Below are 13405 nucleotides of genomic sequence, written 5' to 3'. Positions count from 1 at the left end.
GAAACTCCACCCAATGCATATGCCCTGCTAGCGTTTTAGCCACAAATCGTCCCGGCGGTCCATGCGGAAGATATGAGTGCTTAGGCCGACGCTGCGGATCGCGACTGCACCCGCTCGCGCCAGATGATGAACAGGCCCGATCCAACGATGATCAGGATGCCGATCCATTTGGAAAAATTGGGAAAATCACCAAACAGCGCATAACCGAGAACGGTAGCGGAGATGATTTCGAAATATTGAAAGGGCGCCAGCAGCGATAGCGGCGCCAGCCGAAAAGCACGGACGACCAGCAGATGGACATAGCCGGACACCGCACCGAGAATCAGCAGCAGTACGAGACCGAGCCAGGAAGCGGGCAGGGACAGTGCGAAATCGGTAGCGCCGGCCGAGGCTCCGATCCACAGCGCGCCTGTCATGAAGATCGTGCCGCCGATGCCGGCCATGGTCTGCATGGTCAAAGGTGAATCGGCGTCGCCGACGGCTCGGTTCATGAAGAGGTAGAGCGCGAAGAGAAAGGCGCAGGCGACTGGCAGCAGCGCCTTCAGGCCAAAAATCTCGAAGCTCGGCTGAATGACGATCATCGCACCGCCGAAGCCGACAACGATCGCCAGCCAGCGCCGCCAGCCGACCTTGTCGCCGAGAAACAGTGCCGAGAGCGCGGTGAGAATGAAGGGCTCGACGAAATAGATGGCGAAGACGTCGGCAAGCGGCATGTACTTGACCGCTGCAAAGAACAGCAGGCTCGCCGCGCCGTGCAATGCGCCGCGCAACAGGTTCATCCATGGCCGCTTGGCCGAAAGCGCTCCCCAGCCGAACGCAAAGAAGAGCAGCGGCAGGGTGCAGACGAGCTGAAAGAAGAAACGATAAAAAGTCACCTGTCCCGGCGACATCGCCTCGAAGGTCGCCATATATTTGGCGATGGCATCCATCACCGGCAACACGATCATGGCGCCGGCCATGATAGCCATGCCTTGCAGAGGATTTTGTTGGGCGGGAGCGGTGGCGATGGCGGACATGACCGGACATCAATCACAGGAACGCCATTCGATCAAGGTATTGGCTACAGCCTGTCCTTTTCGATTGGTTACACCATTTGACGTAGAGTGCCGGACTTTCCCAATTCGGACACATCGAGGTGGCCTGATGACGCCCCTAGACCTATTTCTACCGAGTTAATCCGCTAAAAATTAAGCGCGCCGCTTAGAAATTCACCGGCGCGACCAAAAACGGAGGATCGCACCGATGTTGAAGACGGAACAAGAAACGACCGTTTTTTCGGATGAAAGCGACGATACCCTGGGTGGACGCATCTCCATGGCCCGCGATGCCGCCGGCATCAGCGTCGAATCATTGGCAGGCCAGCTTGGGGTGAACCAGGAGACGATGCTTGCCTGGGAATCGGACCGTTCGGAACCGAAGCCGACTGCCTTGGCGACGATGGCCGGCCTGTTCGGCGTTTCGCCGGCGTGGCTGATGACAGGCACGGGAGACGGACCACGCGAGGATAGCGAAGAACGGGCACTGGAAGCGGTCAGGAGCGAATTGTCGCGACTACGGTCCGCCTACCAGGATATCGGCCGGTTGATCGAGACGACGACGTGCCAGATCGAGAGGCTCGACCATCAGATTCGCTTACGCAACGTCAGCAAGGACGTCGCGCATTAGACGTCATTGGCTGTTTCGCCGAAGACTTGCTCGAAAGCCTCGCGCAGGCGCACATCTACATCTGTCATCATCACCGGTAGACCGAGATCGACAAGGCTGGTGACGCCATAGGATGATATTCCGCAAGGAACGATGCCGGAGAAATGGCTGAGGTCGGGGTCGACGTTCAGCGACAGGCCGTGAAACGTCACCCACTTGCGCACGCGAATGCCAAGCGCCGCGATCTTGTCCTCTGTCATCGTCCCATCCGGCAGCGGCGGTTTTTCCGGACGGCGCACCCAGACGCCGACGCGATCCTCGCGGCGTTCGCCGCGAACATTCATCCAATCGAGTGTACGGATGATGACTTCTTCCAGAGCGGCCACGAAGGCACGGACATCCTGACGCCGGCGCTTCAGATCCAGCATGACATAGGCTACGCGTTGGCCGGGGCCATGATAGGTGTATTCGCCGCCGCGACCGGTGGCGAAGACCGGAAACCGATCGGGCTCAATCAAATCGGCGGCGTCGGCGCTTGTGCCTGCCGTATATAAAGGAGGGTGCTCGACCAGCCAGACGAGCTCCGGCACCTGACCATCGGCAATGGCGGCGACTTCCGCCTCCATAGTGGCCACAGCCTCGTCATAGGGCACGGGACAGTCGGCGATACGCCAACGCACCGGTGGTGAATCAATCAGCGGAAACATTTGGTGTTCGAGATCGGTGCGTAGCATCCTGCCAGTCCTTTGCGCGCCTGCGTCCGCGCATCTCCTACAAGAAGAATGAGCCGGCAAGCACCGCCTATATGGAGGCTTTTCCGGGGTTATTCAAACAGTTGTGAAAACTCTTCAAAAAAACTGACACATATCTCTTGTGCCCCCGGAATGCTTTTGCTACATGCAGCCGCGCCGGAGCAATTCGGCACCTACCACGATGCGGTCGTGGCGGAATTGGTAGACGCGCAGCGTTGAGGTCGCTGTGGGGCAACCCGTGGAAGTTCGAGTCTTCTCGACCGCACCAAAACAAGAAACCCGCTTCGGCGGGTTTTTTTGTTTTTCTACTCCGCCGGAGTTTTCGACAATTCTTTTAAGTTGCGTAGTATGTGATATACTCGCCGTGGTCGCTGTTTCTGTACAGTTACCGTTCATGTTCGCCATCATATGGTGTCGCTCATCGAACCCTGATGCTGCGTCGATTGACAAATCAAATGGGTGAGATGATTAATAGTTTCGACATTCGTCATAGAGCGGAGGATTTGCCAATGACTAGTCGTGCCATCCTGTTGATGTCTTTTGCGTCTTTTGCAGTTTTGGGCTCGATGGCCCTCTCATCGCCGGCCTCTGCGCTAACGATGAAAGAGTGCAGCACCAAATACCAAGCCGCCAAGGATGCGGGTACTCTGAACGGCCAGAAGTGGAATGATTTCCGCGCCGCTCAGTGCGGTGCAGATACTTCTGCAACCACCACAACGGCACCGGCCACAACGGCACCTGCCAAGCCGACCACGACTGCCAAGGTCGATACCAGCGAGCCTGATGTCACCAAGCCGCCGGCTAAGGAACCAGCGAAGCCGACGACAGTCGCTCCGTCGGGCGTGACCTTCCCGGCCGCAGTCGATACCAAGTATTCGAGCGAAACGCCCGGCAAGGGCCGCTTCCACACTTGCGTCGATTCCTATAACGCCAACAAGGCCAAGAACAGCCTCGGCGGCCTTAAGTGGATCCAGAAGGGCGGCGGCTACTACAGCCTCTGCAACACCAAGCTGAAGAGCTAATCTGTCTCTTCAGTTGATAATCAAGCGGGCGCCCTACGGGCGCCCGTATTCTTTGGTGGGGAGGTTGGATCAGGCCTTGGCCTTTTCCCATTTCTTCACCAGCCGATCGCGCTTCAACTTTGAAAGGCGCTGCAGCCAGAACAGGCCGTCGAGCTGATCGATCTCATGCTGGATGCAAATCGCCAGGAAATCTTCGGCCGCAGCTTCATAGGCTTCGCCGGTAATATCCTGATAGCGGAAACGGATGGCTTTCGGCCTGACGACCTCGTCGGTGAAGCCGGGCATGGATACGCTACCTTCCATGTGCCGTATCGTCTCCTCGGAAAACCATGTGATCTCCGGATTGATATAGGTGTGCACGCCGTCCTCGCGGCTGAGTTCTATTACCGTGATGCGCTGGAGAACACCGATATGAGCGGCAGTAATGCCGACGCCGGGAGCTGCGCGCATGGTGTCCAGGAGATCGATGGCAAGACTACGCAAACCGTCGTCGAAGATGGTCACCGGCGCGCAGGCGGTTTTCAACAACGGGTCCGGGAAGCGGATGATGGGACGGACTGGCATGGTATTCCCTCTTAACGGGTCGACATGTTTCTTGCGCAAAAATGAGGGCAAGGCGAGGCTGGCGCCATTGTCTTACAGATCCGATACAAATTGTCAGCTTTCTCGTCTATCCAATTGTTGACAATAAGCTTTTCGCCGTCATTCTCCATGGCGAAATCCTAGATCTCCATGAATTGAATCGGGAGGAGGCAGCAATGACCACGACCGACGAAGACGAGCGCGTTCGCAAGACCTCCGCGGAGACCGATCCCGACATCTATAATGAGGACGGCGTCGTCCGCTCCGATTTCCTGACCAGGGTCAGTGACGCGATCGAGCGGCGCGATCTTCCATTCCTGCAGCAGAATGTCGTGAGGCTGCACGAATCCGAACTCGGCGACCTCCTGGAGTCGCTGCCTCCGCATGAACGTCTGGCACTGGTGCGATTGCTCGGCGACGACTTCGACATGACGGCGCTGACGCAGGTTGACGAAGCGATCCGTATGGAGATCGTCGACCAGATGCCGAACGCGCAGATCGCCGCCGGCATCGGCGAGCTCGATTCGGACGACGCCGTCTACATTCTTGAGGATCTCGACCAGGAAGACCGTGACGAGATCCTGTCGCAACTGCCGTTTACCGAGCGGGTCCGCCTGCGGCGGGCGCTTGATTATCCGGAGCGGTCAGCCGGCCGCCGCATGCAGACGGAGTTCGTCGCAGTGCCGCCATTCTGGACGGTCGGCCAGACGATCGACTACATGCGCGACGAAGAGGGGTTGCCGGAAGCCTTCACCCAGATCTTTGTCATCGATCCGACCTTCAAGCTGCTTGGCAGTATCGATCTCGACCGCATCCTCAGGGCCAAACGACAGGCAAAGGTCGAGGGCATCATGCGCGAGACCTCGCATCCTGTCCCAGCCGAGATGGACCAGGAAGAGGCGGCTCAGCTCTTCGAGCAATACGACTTGCTGTCGGCCGCCGTCGTCGATGAGAATCAGCGGCTTGTCGGCGTGCTGACCATCGACGACGTCGTCGACGTCATCAACGAAGAAGCCGACGAGGATATCAAGCGCCTCGGCGGCGTCGGCGACGAAGAATTGTCTGACAATGTCGTCTCGACCGTGCGCTCACGCTTCGTCTGGCTTGCGGTCAACCTGATTACGGCAATCCTCGCGTCCAGCATTATCGATGTCTTCGACGGCGCGATCGAGAAGATGGTGGCGCTTGCCGTGCTGATGCCGATCGTCGCTTCGATGGGCGGCAATGCCGGCACCCAGACGATGACCGTCACCGTGCGGGCGCTCGCCACCGGCGACATCGACATCTACAACGCCTTCCGCGTCATTCGCAGGGAGGCAAGCGTTGGTCTGATCAACGGCATCCTCTTCGCCGTCATCATGGGCGCCGTCGCCACGTTCTGGTTCCATGACTTTCAACTCGGCATCGTCGTCGGCGCGGCGATGATCATCAATCTGGTCGCTGCAGCCCTTGGCGGCATCCTTCTGCCGCTGATTTTGCATCGCTTCGGCGCCGACCCGGCCATCGCCTCGTCGGCCTTCGTCACCACGGTCACGGATTGCACGGGGTATTTCGCATTTCTGGGACTTGCGACGTGGTGGTTCTCCATCCACATCCACTAGGCTGGAATTGCTGGGTGGACAGCCGCCCTGCATAAATTGACTATTACGTAAAAGTCAATATTATGATCGCTGCAAGACAGGGGCGGATGGCTGGTGGATAGATACTATAGCATAACGGAGCTGACGCGGGAATTCGGGGTTTCCACCCGGACACTGCGTTTCTACGAGGACGAAGGCCTTATCCACCCAGAGCGCAGGGGCCGCACGCGCTTGTTCCGCACGGCCGACCGCCGTTTGATCATGGAAATCCTGCGCGGCCGCCGCATCGGTTTCACCATCGCCGAGATCCGCGAAATCATTCAGGTCTACAAGGAGCCGCCGGGCGAAATGGGCCAGCTGAAACTGCTGATGAAGCGCGTCGATGAGAAACGCAATGAGCTGCGCCAGAAGCGCAAGGATATCGAAGACACGCTGACCGAACTCGACAATGTCGAAGAAGCCTGTCTCGGCCGTCTGGCCGACATCGGCGTGGGGACGTAAGCTCCTCAAATCCAGCGACGCGTATGCCTGCAGTAAAACTCGAATTCGCAGCCGAAGCGGGAGAGCAGGTGCATTTCCTCGCAGCGAATGACCAATAGCGTGGTCAGCGCCGCTGCCACCGCTGCCATGGCGACGAACCAGACATTGCCTATCATCAGGCCGAGGCTTGCCGTCAGCAGCGTATAGCCGAGATAGGTCGGGTTGCGGGTAAAGCTGAACGGGCCTTTGGTCACCAGATGTGCCGTGCATCGCTGGGTCAGCACGGTGGTGCGGCTCTCGATGAGCGTCTTGACCGCCCAGACATTCAGCGTCACCGCGATGATGGTCAAAAGCGCGCCGATGCCCCAGCAGACAACGATCCACGGGTAGGACAGACGCACCGGATAATCCTGGTTCAGGTACAGCGCCGTTATGACTGCGAGACTATATAATAAAGGCGGCCATGGGAAACTCAGCGACTTGGAACGATAGGCATTCATCGAATAACCCTGTCATTGCGCTTGTTCCGTGCATTGTAGCGCGATTCGGCTGATCCGTTCATCGCTATCTGCCTTAATTGCTCCCGATTCCAGGGGCGAGAAGAGGTTCTGCGCCTGTAATTGATCGAGCGTGCACTTGCAGAAGCTGCGGCACATGGCTTCGCTGCCCGATTGTGTACAGGACACCTCGCACTGCCTGATATAGCCGACCGTAGGGTCCGGCGCCGGAGCGGGTGCGATCAGAGACAGAAGATAGACCAGACCGAAGAGCAGCGGCTGGTGGACGAGATAGAAGATCAGGCTGTGACGGCCCGCGCGGGCGATCAAGTTGCGGCCGGGACCGAGCTTCGCCAATGGCCGAAGCCAGCCGCGCGAAATCGCCAGCTGCGCAATGCCGAGGCCGAAAAGGAATGGCGTCAGCCAGGGAAAGACCGGCACGTAATCGTTCGATCGCGGCAGGTTTTCGGATAAACCGACCCAATAGAGCCAGGGCGCGTCGAAGACGGCGGAGTGCAGCGAAAAAGGTGCGATGACATTGTCGACGACGATACCGGCCAAAAGTAGCACGGCTATCAGCAGGGTCGCGAAGGCTGGCAGGCGCAGGAAGAGCAGGCCTATGATGCTGGCGGCGGCGATGCTGTGCAGGATGCCGAAGAAGATCCACTCCTCGCGCATGCCGATGAAGGTGACGATGGAGATTGCGCGGCCGCGGCCACGATCATGCCGAGGCGCTTGAAATAGGACCGCCAGCGGATCGCTGGTAAGTTGGCAAGCACCAGGCTGACGCCGGCAAGAAACAGGAAGGTGCTGGCAATGGCGCGAGCATAGAATTTCAGCCAGCCGGTCTCCGCCGTACCGGAGTCGAGATAGCCGAAGAACTCGAAATCCCAGGTGCAGTGATAGCTCGCCATCGCCAGAAGTGCGATGCCACGGGCCGTATCCAGAATGCCGATGCGGGGCGTTTTCTGCGGCGCATCGATACTCTCGGCGATAACGGCCATTGGCAGGTCCTTCCACGCATGAATTCAGATCGTCAGCGCCAGCTTAATCATCGCCAACGCGGCGATGTCATGGCACATCGATATCCATGATGGCCAGACGGGCATCGGAAAAAAACTGCCGGCGGACCAGAACGATGATGATGAACATCGTCGTGACCATGAAGACGTAAGGGCTGAGGAACCAGCCGAGATAGCCGATCGACAAGAAGATGGCTCTGAGACCGGCATTGAAATTGCGCGCGGCGATGACGTTCATGCGGATGACACGCTCCGCGGCGCGCTCGGCCCGCGCGGGATCAAGCTCAGCATCCTGCCGCATCGGCAAGGCGCCGAAGAGGATGGTGCAATAGTTGAACAGGCGATAGGCCCAGCCGAACTTGAAGAAAGCGTAGCCGAACAGACAGGCAAGCCCCGCCACCTTGATCTCGAAGGCGGCCCGGCCGCCATTGAGGATGAAAGGCAGATCGGAGAAGAAGGCGTTGACCTTGTCGGTGGCACCGAGCAGGGCAAAGCAGCTACCGATGGCGAAGATCGATGTGGAGGCGAAAAAGCCTGTGCCGTTCTGCAAGCCGGATAAGATTTGCGTATCGATCATCTTCAGGTCACGGCGCAACGAGTTGTGGATCCATTCGCGTCGGCGCTCATTCATCGCCAGCGTCAGGCTGGTGCGATTGAAGAAGCTGGCGCTGCTGGTGATCCAGTTCAGCGCGATCCAGAGAAAAATGAAGAGGGCAAGGGCGACATAGTCGGCGGTCGTCATGAAGGCAGATTCTCCAAGTCTTTCTGTTCCCGACTGTAACGCACGCCTGTTCGCACGCAATGGCCTTATGTTTGCGCCGCTCAAAGCCTATATGTTATGTCGCAGGCATGAAATCCGATGTCGGTCGATCGCCGTGCAGGGCTGCCCTGATAGCGTAGCCTTGTTATTGCGTGATTTGCCGAGGAGGCACCAAAGGTCCATGTTTCTTTCAGTTTTCGATGTTTTCAAGATCGGCGTCGGACCTTCCAGTTCGCACACGATGGGACCCATGTCGGCCGCGAATCGGTTTCTTGAGCTCGTGCTTTCAAGCGAGTGGCCGCGACCGTCCTCGAATGTGCATGTCGCCTCGATCAAGGTGAGCCTGCACGGATCGCTCGCTCATACAGGCATCGGCCATGGCACGGGCAGGGCGGTGATTCTCGGTCTGATGGGCGAACGCCCGGATCAGGTCGATCCCGACCGGATGGATGCTGTCATCGACGAGGTCGAGCGTAGCGGTCGCATTACGCCGCCCGATCACCCGACCTATCAATTCCAACCGAAGACGGACCTGATTTTCGACAAGAAGGTGCCGCTGCCGGGTCATGCCAACGGCATGAGCTTTTCCGCCTTCGACAAGGACGAGCGGCTGCTCGTCAAGCGCATCTATTACTCCGTCGGCGGCGGCTTCGTCGTCACCGACACCGAGCTCGAACAAATGCGCGCCGACAAAAAGAAGGCATCTTCCGGCGAACGCATTCCGTTCCCCTTCGCTACCGCCAAGCAGATGCTGGAGATGGCCGAACGTTCCGGCCTGTCGATCGCGCAGATGAAGCGCGCCAACGAAGAGACGCGCATGAGCAGCGACGATCTCGACGCCGGGCTCGATCGCATCTGGACGGCGATGAGCACTTGCATCGATCGCGGCTTGAAGGTCGACGGCATCATGCCTGGCGGCCTGAAGGTGCGCCGCCGCGCCCGCGCCATCCACGACAAGCTGCAGGAGGAATGGCGCAGTAACCGCATCAACCCTCTGCTCGCCAACGATTGGCTGAGCGTCTACGCCATGGCCGTCAACGAGGAAAACGCCGCCGGCGGCCGTGTCGTCACCGCGCCGACCAATGGCGCGGCCGGCGTCATCCCGGCGACGATCCGCTATTACCAGCACTTCCATGAGGACTGGGACCAGGACGGTATCCGCAATTATCTGCTGACGGCCGCAGCCGTCGGTGGCATCATCAAGCACAATGCCTCGATCTCCGGCGCTGAAGTCGGCTGTCAGGGCGAGGTGGGTTCGGCGGCCGCGATGGCGGCTGCGGGACTTGCCGCCGTTATGGGCGCCTCGCCCGAGCAGATCGAGAACGCCGCCGAAATCGCCCTGGAACACCATCTTGGCATGACCTGCGACCCGGTCGCCGGCCTCGTGCAGGTACCCTGCATCGAGCGCAACGCGCTTGGCGCCGTCAAGGCGGTAACGGCCGCTTCATTGGCCCTCAAGGGCGACGGCCAGCATTTCGTGCCGCTTGACGCCTGCATCGAAACCATGCGCCAGACCGGCTACGACATGAGCGAGAAATACAAAGAGACGTCGACAGGCGGTCTCGCTGTAAATGTTGTCGAATGTTGAGTGTGGACGCTTCCCTGTAAAAGCTTGACGCTGCCGGTCAAAAGGATTTCAACGGCGTCATGGCTTTGCATCTGATCAAATTATGCGTGGGCGCGGACTCGCTTGAGGATCTGCGCGAATGGGTTTCTGAGCGGGCGATGAGCGCGATTGCCGCCGGCCTGGAGCCGCATACCACCCATACGACGCGCATGGTGCCGAAGCGGATGGAGGAACTGCTGGATGGCGGCTCGCTCTATTGGGTGATCAAGGGGCAGGTGCAGGCGAGGCAGAAGCTGCTCGGCGTTGAAACCTTCACCGACGTCGACGGCATCCATCGCTGCCGGCTGATTCTCGATCCGAGTGTCGTTGAAACCGCCGGCCAGCCGCGTCGGGCTTTTCAGGGATGGCGCTACCTGCCTCAGGATGATGTGCCGCGTGACCTCGATAGTCTCGGCGGTGTCGCTGAATTGCCCGCGGATTTGCGGCGCGAGCTTTCGGAGCTGGGATTGCTGTAAAGCTGGGGCTCAGCGCAGCCGCAGCTGCACCGGTGCCTGACCATTCGGTGCGGTGATGTGCACCCGAATATTGGCTTCCGGTTGCGAATAGCGCCAGGCGCGTGCGCCGTGGCATAGCAGGATGCCGATCAGGTCTTTCGTCTTGCTGCGCGAACGCGAACGGTTGAGGCCGAGATCGGCCAGCCGCAATGCCGCTTCATGCAGCGGATGAAGGGCAAAGCCCTTCGGTTTGGTCTTTCCCGCGCCATCGAGCGAGAAACCTGGAAAGTTCTCGTTCATCGCCATCTTATATCCCCGCAACACATTACAAACTCAGGGCCGGCCCCATACACATCCGGGACCGGAAAACCGGGTGTCGCCATGCGAAACCCGGCAATCTCTTGAGAATGCGGCCCGAAACCCGTGGTCACATTCCTATTCCAAACTCGCCCAGCACTTCACGCCGGCCTTTTTGAGCGCCTTGCAGGCGTTGACCGCCGCATTCTGGTCTCCAAAGCCGCCGAAGCGGGCGCGATAGCCGCTGTCATAGGCAACTGCGTAAGCCTTGGCCGAGCGCAATGCCTTGCCACCCTTGCTCTTGGCTCTGTCGAGCAGATCGTCGGCGCCGTCCTTGCTGGAGGAAACACCGATCTGGACGACCCAGCCGGTCGGGCCTTTATCAGCCTTGGCAAGCTTTTCAGGCTTTTCCGCCTTCGCGGCTTTTTCGACCTTCTGAGGCTTGATGACCTTCGTATCGGACTTGGAAGTAGAGGCGGTCGTCAGTGTATCGACGTCATCCTCGCCGCTCTCGTCCGACGCTGTCGGAGCAATGGAGGCGACTTCGTCAGATGCTGCACGCTGCTTCTGCTTGGACGCAAGCAGCGGATTGCTCGATTTGGGTGCTACTGCGGCAAATGCAGCAGCGCTGGACGGCTGCTGGTCGTCTTCAGCCTCCGCGCTCTCGACCTTGCTCGCTTTCACACTACCGGCCGCCGCCATGCGGGCGCTCGCAGCCTGAATGTTTGGTGTTTCCGCCACGGTCTGGGCAACCACGTTGGAAGAAATATGCTTCGTCGACGCGACCGGCAGATAGGTAGCGATCAGCTTGCGCATCTGGTTGTCGCGGGCAGGCGTAGAGGCACCACCGAGCACGACGCCGACGATCGAGCGGCCGTCGACCTTGACGGATGTCGCAAGATTGTAGCCAGCGGCGCGCGTATAACCGGTCTTGATGCCGTCGACGCCACGGACCGAGCCGAGCAGATGGTTATGGCCCGGAATCACCCTATTGCCGAGACGAAAGCTCGTCGTGGAGAAGAGGCCGTAATATTGCGGAAAGTGTTCGCGCAGGGCGATGCCGAGGCGGGCCTGGTCGCGCGCCGTGGTCATCTGCGCTGTGTTCGGCAGGCCATTCGGGTTGCGATAGGTGGTGCGCGTCATGCCAAGCATGCGAGCCTTGTCGTTCATCATGCGAGCGAAGTTGTCTTCCGAGCCGCCAAGCGTTTCGCCAAGCGCCATGGCGGCGTCATTGGCGGACTTGGTAACAATGCCGAGGATCGCTTCGCGAACAGTGACCGACCGGCCCGTGCCGATGCCAAGCTTCGTCGGCGCCTGCATGGCGGCATTCTTTGAAAAGATCACCGGCGTATCGAGGGTAAGCCGACCGGATTCGAGCGCCTCGAAGGTTAGATACACCGTCATCATCTTGGTCAGGGATGCGGGATAATGGAGCGTGTCGGCATTCTCACTGTAAAGCACATTGCCGGTATTTGCGTCGATAACGATGCCCGCATATTTCGTGCCACCGGCTGCGTTCGACGCATCAACGCTCATCGTTATCGTCGCCGTCGAAACTGCGAAACCAAACAGCATCTTCGCCAGAAACTTGCCGGACTGCGATGAGGATGCGGAAAAACTTGATCTGGACACTACTTCACTCTCTGCTTGCATTTACGGTCTCAATTATCCGGCCGCCGCCTCCATGAACGTCCGTTGGGGTCCAACGTAGGGGCTTAGCGTTACCAATCGGTTTATGATGAACAGTTGGTTTCAAATTTAGGCGCCAATTTAGCCGTCGCTTGCGGAAATGCCGCCGACGTTTGGTGCGTTGACGAGGTGGGATCTGACGAAACCCTGGACGGCCGCATCCATCACGCGCCAGTCTCCGAGCTGATTGGCGGAAAAGCGATAGAGGACGCTGAGATCCTTGCCGACCTTGACGTCCCTTTGACAATCGCCGCTGGTTGCGAGGTCGGGAGAGGCGGGCAGGATGCAGCGAACGACATAATCAGGCTCACCAGCGCGGGGCGCGGTCAGAAGCATTTCGCCGCTATAGCCGGCTTCGGCGCGGAGTGGATGCGCGGTCAGGCCGTGCGGACCTGCAAAGGCCTGCCCCTCCATCAAATGCGAATAGATCGGCTCCAGCCGGCCCGACATGTCACGAGACATGGTGCTCTGGCTGAGCTGGAGGAAAATCAGCGAGGAAGATTGGGAAATATCGTCGAAACGCAGCCGGTCGGCATCGCTGTAGCCCTGCATCTGCGGCCAGGTCAAATAAAGATCGACGCGTTCGGCAACACCGTTTGCCCGTTCGCTCGGAAAGCGGATCGTATTGGCCCCAAGGTGCAACGTGTCTTCGCCGATCGTCACGGCAATCGGTGTTATGCTGTCGGTGTGGCCCGCAAGTGAAATTTTCTCGCCGAGCCAGCGACCTCCGATGGTGATTGCGACGGTCAGCGCTGCGAGCACGCCTATCCCCGCCGTCAGACGGTAAACCAGCCCGCTCGAGATTAGCGGCTGTTCGTCGATCATGGAGGTGGACGACAGAGGAGGGGCCATGCTCTTGCCTTCGGTTCCAGCCCGCATCACGAACATCATCATCGGCGATGTATCCGCTGCGGCAAGAGACCCTTGATGAGTCCCAATGTGGAATGATTGCCGCCCTCATGGTTAACGAGCAATTAAGAATACATCGGCTTGCATATTTAATCGGGGATGTGTTCTCG

General features: G+C 59.1%; 14 protein-coding genes, 1 tRNA gene and 1 pseudogene. 7 read left to right on the top strand and 9 right to left on the bottom strand.

Annotation, left to right across the window (positions count from 1 at the left end; genetic code table 11):
* Nucleotides 1-80: 80 nt before the first annotated feature.
* Entirely contained in the window at nucleotides 81-1016 is a 936-nt protein-coding gene (locus HB780_RS16100; protein WP_183693507.1) for a DMT family transporter, read from the bottom strand.
* Nucleotides 1017-1242: 226 nt separating this feature from the next.
* Between HB780_RS16100 and HB780_RS16095 the strand changes: the two genes are divergently transcribed.
* The gene (locus HB780_RS16095) at nucleotides 1243-1665 is read left to right on the top strand and encodes a helix-turn-helix domain-containing protein (RefSeq protein ID WP_183693504.1); all 423 of its coding nucleotides are present in this window, start codon (nucleotides 1243-1245) and stop codon (nucleotides 1663-1665) included.
* Here HB780_RS16095 and lipB read toward each other — a convergent pair.
* Complete coding sequence (gene lipB / locus HB780_RS16090; protein ID WP_183693501.1) at nucleotides 1662-2378, bottom strand: lipoyl(octanoyl) transferase LipB; 717 nt, start codon at nucleotides 2376-2378, stop codon at nucleotides 1662-1664. The genes HB780_RS16095 and lipB overlap by 4 nt on opposite strands.
* A gap of 201 nt (nucleotides 2379-2579) precedes the next feature.
* On the opposite strand from lipB, the gene HB780_RS16085 reads away from it, so the two are divergent.
* A tRNA-Leu gene (locus HB780_RS16085) sits at nucleotides 2580-2664 on the top strand.
* 241 nt (nucleotides 2665-2905) lie between these two features.
* Nucleotides 2906-3418, top strand: coding sequence for a hypothetical protein (locus HB780_RS16080; protein WP_183693498.1), 513 nt, complete (start codon nucleotides 2906-2908; stop codon nucleotides 3416-3418).
* A gap of 69 nt (nucleotides 3419-3487) precedes the next feature.
* Here the strand turns inward: HB780_RS16080 and HB780_RS16075 are convergent, their stop codons facing one another.
* Nucleotides 3488-3982: a peptide deformylase gene (locus tag HB780_RS16075; protein ID WP_183693496.1), complete on the bottom strand. Its 495-nt coding sequence runs from the start codon at nucleotides 3980-3982 to the stop codon at nucleotides 3488-3490.
* A gap of 194 nt (nucleotides 3983-4176) precedes the next feature.
* Between HB780_RS16075 and mgtE the strand changes: the two genes are divergently transcribed.
* A complete protein-coding gene (gene mgtE, locus HB780_RS16070; RefSeq protein WP_183693493.1) occupies nucleotides 4177-5601 on the top strand; it encodes a magnesium transporter in 1425 nt (474 codons plus the stop codon).
* A 93-nt stretch (nucleotides 5602-5694) separates the two neighbouring features.
* The gene (locus HB780_RS16065; RefSeq protein ID WP_047454991.1) at nucleotides 5695-6081 is read left to right on the top strand and encodes a MerR family transcriptional regulator; all 387 of its coding nucleotides are present in this window, start codon (nucleotides 5695-5697) and stop codon (nucleotides 6079-6081) included.
* Nucleotides 6082-6086: 5 nt separating this feature from the next.
* Here the strand turns inward: HB780_RS16065 and HB780_RS16060 are convergent, their stop codons facing one another.
* The 3 genes and pseudogenes from HB780_RS16060 to HB780_RS16050 all read right to left on the bottom strand — a co-directional run bounded on the left by HB780_RS16060 (nucleotide 6087) and on the right by HB780_RS16050 (nucleotide 8321).
* Entirely contained in the window at nucleotides 6087-6560 is a 474-nt protein-coding gene (locus HB780_RS16060; RefSeq protein ID WP_183693490.1) for a methyltransferase family protein, read from the bottom strand.
* Between the two features lie 12 nt (nucleotides 6561-6572).
* Nucleotides 6573-7561 (bottom strand): annotated as a pseudogene (locus HB780_RS16055) (DUF1624 domain-containing protein).
* A gap of 67 nt (nucleotides 7562-7628) precedes the next feature.
* Complete coding sequence (locus HB780_RS16050) at nucleotides 7629-8321, bottom strand: DUF599 domain-containing protein (RefSeq protein ID WP_183693487.1); 693 nt, start codon at nucleotides 8319-8321, stop codon at nucleotides 7629-7631.
* A 199-nt stretch (nucleotides 8322-8520) separates the two neighbouring features.
* Between HB780_RS16050 and HB780_RS16045 the strand changes: the two genes are divergently transcribed.
* Nucleotides 8521-9927: an L-serine ammonia-lyase gene (locus HB780_RS16045; protein WP_183693484.1), complete on the top strand. Its 1407-nt coding sequence runs from the start codon at nucleotides 8521-8523 to the stop codon at nucleotides 9925-9927.
* A gap of 59 nt (nucleotides 9928-9986) precedes the next feature.
* Nucleotides 9987-10421, top strand: coding sequence for a DUF1489 family protein (locus HB780_RS16040; protein ID WP_183693481.1), 435 nt, complete (start codon nucleotides 9987-9989; stop codon nucleotides 10419-10421).
* Nucleotides 10422-10430: 9 nt separating this feature from the next.
* Here HB780_RS16040 and HB780_RS16035 read toward each other — a convergent pair whose 3' ends face one another.
* The 3 genes from HB780_RS16035 to HB780_RS16025 all read right to left on the bottom strand — a co-directional run bounded on the left by HB780_RS16035 (nucleotide 10431) and on the right by HB780_RS16025 (nucleotide 13274).
* A complete protein-coding gene (locus HB780_RS16035) occupies nucleotides 10431-10706 on the bottom strand; it encodes a hypothetical protein (RefSeq protein WP_183693478.1) in 276 nt (91 codons plus the stop codon).
* 129 nt (nucleotides 10707-10835) lie between these two features.
* The gene (locus tag HB780_RS16030) at nucleotides 10836-12350 is read right to left on the bottom strand and encodes an SPOR domain-containing protein (protein ID WP_183693475.1); all 1515 of its coding nucleotides are present in this window, start codon (nucleotides 12348-12350) and stop codon (nucleotides 10836-10838) included.
* 117 nt (nucleotides 12351-12467) lie between these two features.
* Complete coding sequence (locus HB780_RS16025; RefSeq protein WP_183697163.1) at nucleotides 12468-13274, bottom strand: hypothetical protein; 807 nt, start codon at nucleotides 13272-13274, stop codon at nucleotides 12468-12470.
* Between the last annotated feature and the right edge of the window lie 131 nt (nucleotides 13275-13405).

Source organism: Rhizobium lusitanum, assembly GCF_014189535.1.
GTDB classification, from domain to species: Bacteria; Pseudomonadota; Alphaproteobacteria; order Rhizobiales; family Rhizobiaceae; genus Rhizobium; species Rhizobium lusitanum_C.
This window is presented reverse-complemented; position numbering and strand designations above follow the sequence as displayed.

What these genes read in the sequence shown, in the direction of transcription:
- HB780_RS16100 (WP_183693507.1), bottom strand. Translation starts at nt 1,016, where the DNA reads ATGTCCGCCATCGCCACCGCTCCCGCCCAACAAAATCCTCTGCAAGGC.
- HB780_RS16095 (WP_183693504.1), top strand. Translation starts at nt 1,243, where the DNA reads ATGTTGAAGACGGAACAAGAAACGACCGTTTTTTCGGATGAAAGCGAC.
- lipB (WP_183693501.1), bottom strand. Translation starts at nt 2,378, where the DNA reads ATGCTACGCACCGATCTCGAACACCAAATGTTTCCGCTGATTGATTCA.
- HB780_RS16080 (WP_183693498.1), top strand. Translation starts at nt 2,906, where the DNA reads ATGACTAGTCGTGCCATCCTGTTGATGTCTTTTGCGTCTTTTGCAGTT.
- HB780_RS16075 (WP_183693496.1), bottom strand. Translation starts at nt 3,982, where the DNA reads ATGCCAGTCCGTCCCATCATCCGCTTCCCGGACCCGTTGTTGAAAACC.
- mgtE (WP_183693493.1), top strand. Translation starts at nt 4,177, where the DNA reads ATGACCACGACCGACGAAGACGAGCGCGTTCGCAAGACCTCCGCGGAG.
- HB780_RS16060 (WP_183693490.1), bottom strand. Translation starts at nt 6,560, where the DNA reads ATGAATGCCTATCGTTCCAAGTCGCTGAGTTTCCCATGGCCGCCTTTA.
- HB780_RS16050 (WP_183693487.1), bottom strand. Translation starts at nt 8,321, where the DNA reads ATGACGACCGCCGACTATGTCGCCCTTGCCCTCTTCATTTTTCTCTGG.
- HB780_RS16045 (WP_183693484.1), top strand. Translation starts at nt 8,521, where the DNA reads ATGTTTCTTTCAGTTTTCGATGTTTTCAAGATCGGCGTCGGACCTTCC.
- HB780_RS16040 (WP_183693481.1), top strand. Translation starts at nt 9,987, where the DNA reads ATGGCTTTGCATCTGATCAAATTATGCGTGGGCGCGGACTCGCTTGAG.
- HB780_RS16035 (WP_183693478.1), bottom strand. Translation starts at nt 10,706, where the DNA reads ATGGCGATGAACGAGAACTTTCCAGGTTTCTCGCTCGATGGCGCGGGA.
- HB780_RS16030 (WP_183693475.1), bottom strand. Translation starts at nt 12,350, where the DNA reads ATGCAAGCAGAGAGTGAAGTAGTGTCCAGATCAAGTTTTTCCGCATCC.
- HB780_RS16025 (WP_183697163.1), bottom strand. Translation starts at nt 13,274, where the DNA reads ATGTTCGTGATGCGGGCTGGAACCGAAGGCAAGAGCATGGCCCCTCCT.